Raw genomic sequence first — 13,139 nt, forward strand, 5'->3', positions numbered from 1 at the left:
GCATTCTTTTTAAAATGAGCATTATTTATACATTTTTTTAGAGGAGCTGATAGGCAAATTGACTGAAGAGCCAAGACTAAAACGCAGCCTGACTGTTTTTCCGCTTGTTGTGATCGGGCTTGCTTATATGGACCCACTTGTCGTATTTGATTCATACGGCATTGTTGCTCAGCTGACGAAAGGACACGTTGCTGCAGCTTATATCTTTACTTTACTGGCATTACTATTGACAGCGCTTAGCTATGGGAATATGGTGAAGGCTTTTCCAAAAGCAGGATCTGCATATACATACGCGCAAAAAAGTATTCATCCTCACGTCGGCTTCCTTGTAGGCTGGACACTATTGCTGGACTATTTATTTTTGCCTATGGTGAATTTTGCAATCGGAAGTGCATATTTAACCGCAGCCTTTCCTGATGTACCTCATTACATTTGGATCATCATACTTGCTATCGCCATAACGACTGTCAATGTAATCGGTATACGTCTTACAGCCAACATTACAGCGCTATTTGTGACCTTTCAGGTGATTGTCGCTGTTACATTTGTTGGGTTTATTATTTATGGGCTCACGCAGCATGCAGGCACGGGAGAGATACTGTCAACCCGCCCGTTTTATTCAGCAAGCTTAGATCCCGCCCTTATTTTTTCCGGCGCGACGATTTTATGTTTTTCTTTTCTAGGATTTGATGCGATTTCGACTATGTCTGAGGAAACAATTAAGCCAAAAAGAACGATTCCTCTCGCCATATTTTTAACGGTCGCCATTGGAGGTGTGCTGTTTACCCTCACCTCTTATTTTTTACAGCAGGTGTTTCCAAATTTTCAACAGTTCAAGCATCCAGATGCGGCATCACTTGAAATTGCGGAATTTGTGGGCGGAGCGTTTCTCCACTCATTCTTTTTAGCCGGCACCATGGTCGCTGTCATCTCTTCCTCCCTATCATCACATGCGAGTGCCGCAAGACTCTTGTATGCGATGGGAAGAGATCAATCATTACCAAAGCGTTTCTTCGGTTATATTCACCCAACATTGAAAACGCCTGTATTTAATATTTTATTAATTGGTGTTTTTTCGTTAACCGCAGTTGTTGGTGAGCTTGAGGTCATTTACTCGTTTATCAGCTTCGGGGCATTAATTGGATTTACGTTTGTTAACTTGTCTGTTTTCGCCTACTATTTCATCAAACAAAAACAAAGAGGTGTATTAAACACACTGAGGTATGCCATCATCCCTCTTTGCGGAACGGCTTTTTGTATTTGGCTCTTAACAAGCATCAGTACAAATGCATTAATCATCGGCATGGTGTGGCTCATGATCGGTTTTGTTTATTTCTGCTATAGACTGAAAACAAGAACAGAATTTACGTTTGGCTATGATTGAATATAAGGTTTTCACTTGGTATCCTGTGCAGGATATGGCATAATATAAAGGCTGTACTTCCCTTTTAAAAGCGGGGCAAAACAGGGGTGAACTGACCTTGAAAAAGAAAAAAACAGGATGTTTTGCCATTTCAGGCTGTTTCACGATTTTTCTGTTTGTTTGCGTATTAGCGGCCATTGTCATTTCCTTTAATCAAAAGGAGTTAAAAAAGCTGCCGATTGATACGGAATCAATTGTTTTGTCGAGATTGGATGATTACAAACCGCTTGTAGAAACAGAGTTAAGAGATCAAGATTTAGATCAATATACCGCGTTAATTCTCGGTATGATGTATCAGGAATCAAAAGGCAGAGGCGGAGATCCAATGCAGTCCTCTGAATCTCTTGGTTTGAAACGAAATGAAATCAATGACCCTCAGAAAAGCATTAAACAAGGAGTCCATCATTTTTCAACCATGTACAAGCATGGGAAGAAAAAAGGCGTTGATTTGGAAACCATTATTCAAAGCTATAACATGGGAATCGGCTATATTGATTTTGTTGCAAAAAACGGGGGAAAACATTCCGAAAAATTGGCAAAGCAATACTCCAAAAAGCAAGTGAAGCGAAACCCTGAAGTCTATACATGCGGTGGCGACAAAGATAACTTCCGCTATCCGTATTGCTACGGTGATTTCACTTATGCTGAAAAAGTAAAAGAAAAAACGAAAACAGTTGAAGAAAAGATGAAATTGGCTTCATCATCCACACCATCATCGTAAAAAAAGCACTTCCTAAACGGAAGTGCTTTTCATTTTATGAATGCTCTTTCCCGATTTCCGGCAGGATCGTTTTAGCTAAATACTGATCCATTTCTTCATATTCATCATAATGAATCGTTTCATATAGCTCTTTTCTCGTTTGCATGTCCTCCAGCATTCCCTGCTGCGTCCCTTTTTCCTTAATCTCTGTAAATAAACGCTCATACGCTTTTGCAGCAACTCTCAGGGATGACACAGGATAAATCACCATTTGAAAGCCAAACATAGAAAATTCGTCTGTATGATAATAAGGTGTTTTTCCAAACTCCGTCATGTTTGCAAGAAGCGGCCCTTTTATATTGTTTGAAGCATACGTGAAATCTTCTGCTGTAATCAGCGCCTCGGGAAAAATGGCATCTGCTCCTGCTTCTAGATAGAGATTAGCCCGGTGAATGACATCCTCCATCCCGTTTACTGACTTCGCATCCGTTCTTGCGATGACGAGAAGTGTAGGTGCCGCTTGTTTGATCGCTTTGATTTTCGCCATCATGTCTTCTACAGAAACGAGTGATTTTCCGTTTAAATGTCCGCATTTCTTCGGCATTTGCTGATCTTCAATTTGAACAGCCGCTACCTTGCTCTCCACCATTTCTTTTGCTGCCCTGGCTGCATTTAATACCCCGCCATAGCCAGTATCCATATCAACTAAAAGAGGCAGCTGAGAAGCTCGAATGATTTCCTTTGCCTTTTCCGCCATTTCAGTGGAATGAATCATACCAAGGTCAGGAAGCCCTTTGCTTGCGCAAAAAGCGGCACCCGATAAATAAAGCCCTTGAAATCCCATTTTCCTCGCATAGAGCGCAGACATTCCATCGTGAACGCCTGGAATTTGAAATAAAGCGGATTTGTGCATTTGCTCTTTAAAAGCTGCGGCTAAGTCAGCTTGACTTACTTCATCATTTACGATCCACACACTAGCTCCCCCTTATATGACAAATAAGTCCATAAATGCTGGTACTGTCGTTGTTTTTAATTGATTGGGATTTTGGCAAAGTGAAACAATTTGATCGACTTGTTTTTGTGGAAATCTCGTTTTCAAATGATATACCCATTTCTTTTCAAGCAGCGGGATCCCTTCCTGCCTTCTTCTGCGATGACCAAGCGGATATTCAATTTCGATTCGATCTGTCATCGTTCCGTCTTTAAAGAAGATTTGAACACAGTTTGCAATTGATCTCTTTTTCGGATCTAAATAGTCTTCTGTATACCGTTTATCTTCTTTCACGATCATTTGATCACGCAAACGGTCAATGAGCGGATTCTGCGCCGTTTCTTCTTCATAATGATCAGCGGTCAGCTCACCATAGATTAACCCAATGGCCGTAATATACTGCAAGCAATGGTCACGGTCTGCCGGGTTGTAAAGCGGTCCTTTTTTATCAATAATTCGAATGGCTGATTCATGTGTCGTAATCTCAATTCTGTCAATCTCATCTAAACGGTCTTTTACCGCGTCATGTAGAATGACAGCGGCCTCAGCGGCAGTTTGCGCATGAAATTCTGCTGGATAGGCAATTTTAAAGAGTACATTTTCGATCACATATGACCCGAGCGGCTGGGCAAGTGTGAGTGGTTTTCCTTTCATTAACACGTCTTCAAATCCCCACTTTTCTGCACTGAGGGGCGTTTGATAGCCCATTTCTCCTTTCAATGTCATCATCGCCAGTCTCACCGCACGGCTTGTGGCATCCCCTGCTGCCCACGATTTCCTTGATCCTGTGTTTGGGGCATGCCGGTACGTTCTAAGCGGTGAATTGTCCACAAATGCTTGTGATAATACATGCTGTACATCTTCTTTCGTTCCGCCAAGCATTGCACAAACGACTGCACTTGATGCCACCTTGACAAAAAGAACATGATCCAAGCCATTTCGATTCAAACAATTTTCTAAAGCAAGCACACCTTGTATTTCATGTGCCTTTACAATCGCATGCAGTACGTCATTCATCGTTAGCGGCTCTTCTCCGTTTGCAAGGCGTGTTCTGCTGATATAATCGCTTACAGCCAATATCCCGCCTAGGTTATCTGAGGGATGGCCCCACTCCTGTGCAAGCCACGTGTCATTATAATCTAACCAGCGAATCATACAGCCAATATCAAAAGCCGCTTGAACAGGATCTAACACAAATGAAGTGCCGGGCACTCTTGCTCCGTTAGGGACAACAGTTCCAGGTACGATGGGTCCAAGATGCTTCGTGCATTCTGGAAAGTTGAGCGCCAGCATTCCGCAGCCGAGTGTATCCATGAGTACATACCGAGCTGTTTCAATGGCCTCTTTGCTCGTAATTTCTCCATCCACGGCATAGGCTGCGATATCTTCTAATAGTTGATCTGTTTGATTGGCTACTGCTGTTTTATTCATCTTCATTCCCCCGTTTTCCCATCATCATTTGAGACTTTTAATCCTCTTGGTCCTAAATACCTTACTCTCGGTCTAAAAATCCGATTGTGTGAATGCTGCTCGATGACATGCGCTGCTAATCCGCTTGCTCTCGCAGCAAAAAAAATCGGTGTATAAAGTGAAATAGGAATACCGAGCACGTAATAAATAGGTGCTGCGTAATAATCAAGGTTTGGATAGAGGTTTTTCTTTTCTTTCATGTATGCCTCGCCTGCGACGCACATGTCATAAAGCGTCGTGTCTCCTTTTGATTCGGTAAGCGTTTTCAACGATCGTTTTAAAAGTGCCGCTCTTGGGTCCATTTTTCTCATGTATACCCGGTGTCCAAAGCCCATCATTTTTTCTTTTGCGGCTAATTTACGTTCGATGAGCGCAAGGAAACCTTCTGTTGTTTTGCCTTCGAGCAGCATGTGCATGACTGCTTCGTTTGCGCCTCCGTGTAAGTCACCTTTTAATGAAGAAATCGCTCCAGTAAAAGCACCATACATGTCAGAATGAGTAGATGCAATGACTCTTGCTGCAAATGTTGAATTCGGCAGCTCATGCTCACTATAAAGCGTGAGCGTTTGGTCAAATGCTTTGATTTCGTCTTGTGCCGGAGTGCGGCCTGTTAACATCGCTAGAAAGTTTTCAGTGTAGGATGTGGTCTGGTCTGGAGTAGGTGTGGTGTCTTGTGTGAGAATATGATAGCTTCCCGCAACAATCGCTGGCAGCTGGCCAAGTAATCGAACGGCACGCGCTTGTTGGCATGCTTCTGATCGATCATTCAGTTGTTCATCGTACCCTGCAAGAGCAGATAAACACGTTCTCATGGCATCCATTGGGTGAGTGGTTTTTGGCAGTTTTGTCAAAATGGTTTGAATGGTTGGATGTAAGCTTGTTTGTGAGGAAATATCTTGCTGAAATTGGTGATATTCCATTGCATCTGGTAATCTTCCATAAATGAGCAGATAGGCTGTTTCTAAGTACGTCTTGCTTTGTGCCAGCTCGATGAGGTCATAACCGCGAATCACAATTTCTTCTTGCTGGACATCTAGGAACGAAATTGACGTTTCGCTTGCCACAATGTCTTCAAGCCCCGGTTTGTACTGCAATTGTTCAGTCATCATATAACCCCCGTTTCGTTCAATTGTGTTCTCCAAACGAGCAAACGGCCAGACATGATGTGATTCTATAGGTGGGAAGATACCGTGCAAGTCGGATACCCAATTCCCATTTTATCCAAAGCACTTCATCTTGTAAATAAAAGAACGTATGTCCAGATGGACATACGTTAGCTGTAGTATGGAGAAATCATAATATATACGATGACACCTGTTAGACTGACATAGAGCCAAAGAGGCATGGTCCATCTGGCAATTTTACGATGACGTTCGACTTGCATTTGTGCGCCTCTAAAGAGAGTGATCAGTGCAAGCGGTACAATGACGGCAGATAAGACGATATGTGTGATGAGAATAAAGAAGTAAATCGGACGAATGATTCCTTCTCCCCCGAAGTGTGTATCAGCTGCCATTGAATGATACGTCACATACGAAATTAAAAAGACAAGTGTGGTTGAAAAAGCCGCAAAGATAAATCGTCTATGGGCTTTAATGTTCTTTTGTTTAATCATAATGAGCGCTGAAAGTAAAAAGATAAACGTAAAACTGTTCATCACGGCATTCAGTAACGGCAGAAATGTAATATCCAGATGACTAAATTTATCTGTTTTTGGCATGAAAAATAATAAAGCAATTAAGCCGTTTATGGCAATTGTTAAAAAGACAACAATGCCGGTGAAATTTTTCGGTTTTTGATTCTGTTCGTTCATGTTTGAAAACCTCTCTTTATTAGTTCCGACTAAGAGTATGTTATTTAACTTTCTCTCTAAAGTCAATGAATTCGCTGTCTTCGTCGAATTTTAGACAAACTTGCCGATTGCCTGCCTTCTAGCGGCTTGAAAGATCCACACACTTCCTTTAGAATGGGAATTTGTGTGGTTTTTATCAACTCTTCTATGAAAGGAGCAATAGACTTGTCAATCTTACAGGAAACAACAAAAGATGTGAAGACATTAGAGCAAGAATTACAGCAGTTGCAGTTCCAAATGTATCGAATGCAAGAAAATATAAAAGATATTTCAAAAAAAGCAAAGATTATTGGCATTGATCAAGCGAAGGAAGATGAATGGATGATCGTCTCTGCAATTGAGAATGCAGATACGTGCAAAATCATGTTAAGCGATTGTGAAAAAGCTTTTCGCGGACAATCTGATTTTTCCTTGATCGCGGAATATCCTGAAGAAGGAAAGATTCACATTGCCGATATTAAAGGCCCGCCTGATAATGGCTATGGATCCATCTGTATGAAGCATTTAAAAGAAATCGCAAGAGAGCAAAACATTCCAGTCATTACTGGGGATCTCGTCAAAAGAGATTGGAACCATGTGGACCGCCTGATTCATTTTTATGAAAAACACCATTTTGATGTCCAAATTAATTGGAAAGAGCAAAGCGGAGAAATTTATTGGGTGGACAGCTAACGACACAAAAACCAGCGTTGAGATGGGCTTATACGCTGGTTTTTGTCGAAAATGCGAATTTTTCAGAAAAATATGTGTATTTCCGGCCAAAAAAAGGTATAATAAAAGCATCAGGCCGCCACCTGATGCTTTCTTCCAAAAACAATAGACTACTAGTTAAGTACTTTCACTTTGACTGATTTTACGCCCCAATTTTTAGCTTGGGATTTGCTTGGTACGTGTACATCAATTTTGTTACCTTTAATTGCGCCGCCAGTATCTGCTGCGATGGCTTCACCGTAGCCTTCAACATAAACCTTACTTCCTAATGGAATGACATTAGGATCTACTGCGATTACTTTTGCATTTGGGTTTTTGTTTAAGTTTACCCCTGTTGCAGTGATACCTGAGATGCCACCATCATTTGCTGTATAAGCCGTAGCCGTTACAGTCATTTCTTTTTGAACACTTTGACTAGCAGAAGATGATTCTGCTTTAGCTGTTTCCTTTTTAGGAGCAGCTTTTTTCGTTGTTTGCTCTTTTTGGACAGGTGCCTGTTTTTGAACAGGTTCTGAGCTTACCGGAGCTGAGCTTTGACCAGCAACACTTAATGTTGAACCAATCATAATTATATCTGAGTTTAAGTTATTCCAAGACTTAATATCGCTAATTGACACATTGAATTTTTGAGCGATTTTCCAGAGGCTGTCCCCCTTCTGGACTTTGTACTGCTCCTGAGTTTTCTCTTTTGAAGAGATTGTCAATTTATCTCCTACATAGATCATGTCTGTAGATAAATTGTTCCAACCCTTTAGGTCCTTTAGAGACACATCATTTTTTTGAGAGATTCCCCAAAGTGTATCACCTTTCTGTACAGTGATTTCCTTTGCAGAAGCTTGCTGTGCTCCTAATGCTGTTGTTGAGATTGCTGCAACAGCAACCAAGGACATAATAGTCTTCTTCATAAAGTAAATCCTCCCTTGTTAGCTTTTTATGGCGGCTAACGAGTGCTATCGTAACATATGTAAATGTCATTTCAATAACAAAACGATATGTTTTAGATTACAGTTCCTTTACATGAAACATCTCTCTCCATTGGTAAATCAGCCCACTAAATGGCTCAATTCCGCACCATATCAAGGTTTTGTAGGGATGGAAATCATCATGATGAAAACGCGTCCAAGTGAAACGAAAAAAATTTATTTTCCTTCTTCAAACTCTTTATTTTTTCTCTTTTTCTATAAATAAACGAATTTCTTCTAAAAAAACATCTCCATATTTCTCTCTTTTTTGTGCACCGACACCCTTAATATTTAAAAGTTCTTCTTCTGTTTTAGGCTCTACTGCTGACATTTCTTTCAATGTTTGATCAGAAAAGACAACAAATGGCGGAACGCCCTGCTCTCTTGCCAACTTCATTCTGACCATTCTTAACTGCTCAAATAATGCATCATTTTCTTGAATAGCCTCTGCCTTTATCGCCTGCTTTTTATAGACGGTCTCCTGCCCCACTAGCACTTTCTTTCCTTTTTGTGTCACTTTTAGTGTTGGAAAAGCTCCTTCAGACATGTGTAAATACTCTTCTGTAATTAAAAATTCAATGAAATCACTGATATGTTGGGCTGAATGCTGTTTCATTAAAGCATAAGTAGGGAGCCGGTCGAAACCAAAATCAAGCACTTTTTTGTTTTTAGAGCCGGCTAATACTTGAGCTATCATCATTTTTCCAAATCGTTCGTTCATTCTAACGGTACACGACAAAACCATTTGTGCTTCTCTCGTGACGTCTTCACGCTCTCTCTCGTCTAGACAGTTGCTACATTTTTGACAAGGGGCACTTGATGATTGGTCAAAGTAATCCATCACAAATTGCTGAAGGCACTGTTCCGTATGACAGTAGTCTACCATTTGTCTCAACTTGAGCAATTCATGCTGATACCGCAATTCATCTTCTGTTGATTGTTCAATGAGAAAGCGCTGCACGCGTACGCCTTGCGGTGAAAACAGCAAAATGCATTCACTTTCAAGCCCGTCTCTCCCGGCACGTCCTGCTTCTTGGTAGTAACTTTCAATATCTCTTGGAATTTGATGATGAATGACAAAACGTACATTAGACTTATTAATCCCCATACCAAATGCAGATGTAGCTACCATTACTTGAATATCATCATTTAAAAAAAGATTTTGCTGTTCTTCTCTGACTTCATCATCTAATCCTCCGTGATAAACACCCGCTTTGATCTTTTGCTTTTTTAGACGATGATAAATTTGATCTGCTTCTTTTCGTGTGGCTGTATAGATAATGCCTGACTCAAGACTGTTTTTCTTCATATATTGTGTGATGAATTGGTCGCTGTTTTGCCCTTTCACCACTTGAAAAGACAAATTTTCTCTAGCAAAACCAGTAAAGATTGTTTCTTCTTCGTCCATGCCAAGCTGCTCACATATATCCTGTTGGACTTTCTTTGTAGCAGTGGCTGTTAATGCTACAATAACAGGCCTTTTTGAAAGCTTGTTTACACATTCTTGTATAAAGCGATAGCTCGGTCTAAAATCATGTCCCCACTCAGATATACAGTGCGCTTCATCTATAGCCATTAAAGGAATCGTCAATCGATCAAGCAGCTGAAAAAAACGTTCATTTTGTAAGCGTTCAGGGGTGATATAAAGCAAATCATACTCCCCCTGTTCACATTTTTTCAGCCTTGTATTCATTTCACCTGCTGAAAGTGTACTATTTAAAAAGGACGATCGTATTCCCATCTCATTTAATGCATCAACCTGATCTTTCATTAAAGAAATAAGCGGAGATACAACGATTGTCGTTCCTTCCATCATAAGGGCAGGAATCTGGTAGCAAACCGATTTCCCTCCGCCTGTCGGCATAATGCAGACCGTATCCTTCCGTTTATTCACAATCGATTCAATGGCTTGTTTTTGTCCTTGTCTAAAAGCATCAAAGCCATAATATTGTTTAAGAAGTGCTTCTGCTTGTTGTAACATCCAATTCCCTCTCCGTCGTTTGTTTTGTCTATTTTAACATACATTTGTCCATCTACATTTGGTCTGTTCAAAATCGTATTTTGGACAAAATAAAAAGCCATTTTCCAAAAATGGAAAATGGCTTGAATCATCCTAGGAAAAGCTGCGGATGCCGTAATCTAAGTAAGAAAGTTTTAAACCACCACTCCTCAAAGTGGGTGTTTGCAGAAACGTTCCTGTCTTCCTCTCGAAGGAGGCGTGACATTCCGGCTTCAATATAAAACTCCCTATTACAGCTTAAAGGTTAAAACTTAATTAACATTACGCGCATCGCAGCCTTTAAACTATACTACACGAAAGTTTATTAAATTTCAAGATATGTTTTTTCTAAAAAAATACTCATGTATACAAGATATTTGTCCATGTAGACGGGGAAAAACATTATGTTGAGAAAACATAAATTCCTCTCATCATGTTATTTTTCCTCATCTACATCAACATCTTGCTCTTCTTCTAGCCTTTCATACGTATCTGAATGCATTTGATCCATCGTTTCTCTATTTGTTAAATCACGCATTTGCTCAGAGAACGAACGGTCAAATTCATTTGGATCTTGATTGGTTTCTTCATTTTTCTTTGCATCAATTGAATAACGAGTATAGGGTACTGCTTTCAAACGTTCATATGGGATGTCTTTTCCTGTTTTTTCACAAATTCCATATGTTCCGTCTTCCATCCGCTTAAGCGCTGCATCAATTTCACCTTCGAGCTGATCATCGACTTGATCTAGCGTCTGTTCGGTCATGCGGTCTAAATAGATGCTTCCGTGATCTGCGATATGGTTTCCAACACCATTTGAAATCTCATTCGATTCGGCCAGCATGGATTCTTCTTTCTTTTTTGATCCTTTCACATCTTCTTTTAATTGAATAAGTCTTTCATATAAATCAGCTTTTTGCTCTTTCGTTAAGCTCACGGTCAATCACTCCTTTCTTTTTACCTTCCCGCTCCATGCGAAATGAAAACATCAAAAAAGCCGCCGCCTCTTTGGCAGCAGCTTTCTTCATTTAAAGATTGCGAAGTGCTTCTTCTACTGGTGTATCACCTTTGATTAAGTCAAAGGCTTTATTTTTCACATTGGATTCCGTTAAGCTTTCCACTAAGACAGTGGCTACATCTTCTCTGGAAATCTCAATGTCACGATCGTCTGGAATATGAGCCGCCGCTTCTATTTTCCCTGTCTTCTCCTCATGCAGCAGTGCTCCTGGCCGCACAATGGTGTAAGAAAGACCAGACTGTTTTAAATGTTCATCGGCTTTTCTTTTCGCTTCATAATAAATCTCCATACTGCCTTGTCCTTTTCCTTGATGAGGATCGTCGGCATTATAAGAACTCAGCATCACAAAATGCTGAATATTTTCTTTTTTGGCTGTATCAACGAGGCGTTTTGCCCCCTCTTGATCAACAGCGATGGTTTTATCTGCACCTGTTTTTGAGCCTGAACCAGCTGCAAAGATGACAGCTTCTGCTTGCTTCACAGCATCTGTCACATCCTTTTCAAGATCACCGATGACAGGCGCTGCACCAAGTTCTTTTAGCGCATCTGCTTGTTTTTCATCTCGAATGAGAGCAAGCGGCTCATGTCCTTTTTCTTTTAAATATCGAATGACAAGTCTCCCTGTATGTCCGTTTGCTCCAGCAACTAATACTTTCATTGTTCATTCTCCTTTCTGTATCTGTTTCATCTTTATCCTTTTTTGTTGTGATTCAAACACATGAATAGAAAAAAGCCTTCCCCACTGTAGTGGGAAAAGCTCAAGAGATGTGCGATAGATAAAAATAAGAACAAAGAATGAGAAAAGTGCATGTGATCTATGTAATCGCATCGTTGATCAGCAAAGATGTTTTGTTAAAATGGCCTGCACGTCACTCAAATCTGTATCTTTAGAAAAATCGAGTTCAAATACTTTTGAGCTTGTAACAAGCAGCATACCAGTGTCCTGATCAAACACGCCAGCTTCTTGAATGGCAAAACTTTCAATTGATCGATACGGCAAGGAGACCCTGACTTTCTTTTTAGAAAATACGCGGTTATCGCCAAAGATCAGTCGTTTATTGGTGAAACAAATTTGGTCGTGACGCAGTCTGTAAACAGCCTCAATTCTTTCTCCTTCAATTAATAAGGATTCGAATTTTTTATGATCATTTTGTTTACTGACAGAAAAAATACCCACGTAAACCCCCTCTTCCTGCATCAAATTCCTTTATGACAAAACGGCCACACGGCTCTGTGGGTACGTTTTATTCTCACTTATAGAATACGCTATAAATCGTCGTTATTCCATTACGAATAGATTAAATTTCATTTAACTTTTTCTTTTTGATCCGATGCTCTTTCCTCTACTTATTTAGACTGTTAAAGCAGGAAAAAAGTTTCAGTTTTTTCAAGAAATCATTCGTTATGAGACCATAAAAAAAACAGTGATTATGTAAAACCACTGTTTTAAATGACTATTCATCTTTCGGGGTATCAATCGTTCCTTCGGCATACACATCAGAAATTTGCTCAAGTGTAATCGCCATATCAGCATCTTCATTGTCATGCCAAGCATTTTGATGTTTCTGCTCTTCTTGCTGCTGCTTTTTCATTATCATCACCCTTTACTGTTTTTCTTAGTATGAGTGATGACCCTCAAAATCATTCAGCAGAATTGTCTTCGAAATACTCTTTGTAATACCCGCCTACTTTACCCGTATTATCAACGACAAAGAGAAATTCCTCTGTTTCATTTTTCACATCATATGTGTGTCCAACCGTTAATGCCCGGTCAACCATATATTTTTTCGCATTTGTATGTACACATTTTACTTGTTTTACCGTTTCAGCCGTTTGCCAGTTTTGATGGATCATGATTTAAAAACTCCTTTTTTCATCTATACATTTATTGTAGCCAATTTTTCGTGAAATGCAATGAGTGTTATCGATTGCTTTCAAAGATGTCGTGTAATATGATAAATGTATACGTTTACATATGTGTGCGTATAAAAATTGCTTCATGTCCACTTTTTC

Annotated in this window: 14 protein-coding genes and 1 other RNA gene; 3 read left to right on the forward strand and 12 right to left on the reverse strand. The window is 40.0% G+C overall.

Annotation, left to right across the window (positions count from 1 at the left end):
* Nucleotides 1-58: 58 nt before the first annotated feature.
* Nucleotides 59-1,384 carry an APC family permease gene (locus tag NST15_RS09615; protein ID WP_017359483.1) on the forward strand — a complete coding sequence of 442 codons (1,326 nt, stop codon included), beginning with the start codon at nucleotides 59-61 and terminating at the stop codon, nucleotides 1,382-1,384.
* 97 nt (nucleotides 1,385-1,481) lie between these two features.
* Complete coding sequence (locus NST15_RS09620; RefSeq protein WP_017359484.1) at nucleotides 1,482-2,144, forward strand: lysozyme family protein; 663 nt, start codon at nucleotides 1,482-1,484, stop codon at nucleotides 2,142-2,144.
* Between the two features lie 34 nt (nucleotides 2,145-2,178).
* On the opposite strand, the gene prpB is transcribed toward NST15_RS09620, so the two are convergent.
* The 4 genes from prpB to NST15_RS09640 all read right to left on the reverse strand — a co-directional run bounded on the left by prpB (nucleotide 2,179) and on the right by NST15_RS09640 (nucleotide 6,397).
* Complete coding sequence (gene prpB, locus NST15_RS09625; RefSeq protein ID WP_342498508.1) at nucleotides 2,179-3,096, reverse strand: methylisocitrate lyase; 918 nt, start codon at nucleotides 3,094-3,096, stop codon at nucleotides 2,179-2,181.
* 12 nt (nucleotides 3,097-3,108) lie between these two features.
* The gene (locus NST15_RS09630) at nucleotides 3,109-4,545 is read right to left on the reverse strand and encodes a bifunctional 2-methylcitrate dehydratase/aconitate hydratase (RefSeq protein WP_017359486.1); all 1,437 of its coding nucleotides are present in this window, start codon (nucleotides 4,543-4,545) and stop codon (nucleotides 3,109-3,111) included.
* A 2-nt stretch (nucleotides 4,546-4,547) separates the two neighbouring features.
* Nucleotides 4,548-5,690, reverse strand: a complete 1,143-nt coding sequence (gene mmgD / locus NST15_RS09635; protein ID WP_342498509.1) for a citrate synthase — start codon at nucleotides 5,688-5,690, stop codon at nucleotides 4,548-4,550.
* A gap of 167 nt (nucleotides 5,691-5,857) precedes the next feature.
* Entirely contained in the window at nucleotides 5,858-6,397 is a 540-nt protein-coding gene (locus tag NST15_RS09640) for a DUF420 domain-containing protein (RefSeq protein WP_008346516.1), read from the reverse strand.
* A 204-nt stretch (nucleotides 6,398-6,601) separates the two neighbouring features.
* On the opposite strand from NST15_RS09640, the gene NST15_RS09645 reads away from it, so the two are divergent.
* Complete coding sequence (locus NST15_RS09645) at nucleotides 6,602-7,108, forward strand: GNAT family N-acetyltransferase (RefSeq protein WP_008346514.1); 507 nt, start codon at nucleotides 6,602-6,604, stop codon at nucleotides 7,106-7,108.
* 152 nt (nucleotides 7,109-7,260) lie between these two features.
* On the opposite strand, the gene NST15_RS09650 is transcribed toward NST15_RS09645, so the two are convergent.
* The 8 genes from NST15_RS09650 to NST15_RS09685 all read right to left on the reverse strand — a co-directional run bounded on the left by NST15_RS09650 (nucleotide 7,261) and on the right by NST15_RS09685 (nucleotide 12,980).
* A complete protein-coding gene (locus NST15_RS09650; RefSeq protein WP_007500712.1) occupies nucleotides 7,261-8,052 on the reverse strand; it encodes a 3D domain-containing protein in 792 nt (263 codons plus the stop codon).
* 256 nt (nucleotides 8,053-8,308) lie between these two features.
* Nucleotides 8,309-10,090 (reverse strand): DNA helicase RecQ, encoded by a 1,782-nt coding sequence (gene recQ, locus NST15_RS09655; protein ID WP_024718583.1) that lies wholly within the window; start codon nucleotides 10,088-10,090, stop codon nucleotides 8,309-8,311.
* A 135-nt stretch (nucleotides 10,091-10,225) separates the two neighbouring features.
* Nucleotides 10,226-10,411: non-coding RNA, 6S RNA (ssrS, locus tag NST15_RS09660), on the reverse strand.
* A 133-nt stretch (nucleotides 10,412-10,544) separates the two neighbouring features.
* Entirely contained in the window at nucleotides 10,545-11,045 is a 501-nt protein-coding gene (locus NST15_RS09665; RefSeq protein ID WP_057079424.1) for a TraR/DksA C4-type zinc finger protein, read from the reverse strand.
* Nucleotides 11,046-11,136: 91 nt separating this feature from the next.
* Complete coding sequence (locus NST15_RS09670) at nucleotides 11,137-11,784, reverse strand: SDR family oxidoreductase (RefSeq protein WP_017367442.1); 648 nt, start codon at nucleotides 11,782-11,784, stop codon at nucleotides 11,137-11,139.
* Nucleotides 11,785-11,961: 177 nt separating this feature from the next.
* Entirely contained in the window at nucleotides 11,962-12,303 is a 342-nt protein-coding gene (locus NST15_RS09675) for a PH domain-containing protein (RefSeq protein ID WP_008346505.1), read from the reverse strand.
* Between the two features lie 277 nt (nucleotides 12,304-12,580).
* Nucleotides 12,581-12,718, reverse strand: a complete 138-nt coding sequence (locus NST15_RS09680) for a YozQ family protein (protein ID WP_017359491.1) — start codon at nucleotides 12,716-12,718, stop codon at nucleotides 12,581-12,583.
* Nucleotides 12,719-12,767: 49 nt separating this feature from the next.
* A complete protein-coding gene (locus tag NST15_RS09685) occupies nucleotides 12,768-12,980 on the reverse strand; it encodes a DUF6501 family protein (RefSeq protein ID WP_017367443.1) in 213 nt (70 codons plus the stop codon).
* Nucleotides 12,981-13,139 lie beyond the last annotated feature (159 nt).

It is taken from the genome of Bacillus sp. FSL R5-0820 (assembly GCF_038593385.1).
Classification (GTDB): Bacteria; Bacillota; Bacilli; order Bacillales; family Bacillaceae; genus Bacillus; species Bacillus altitudinis.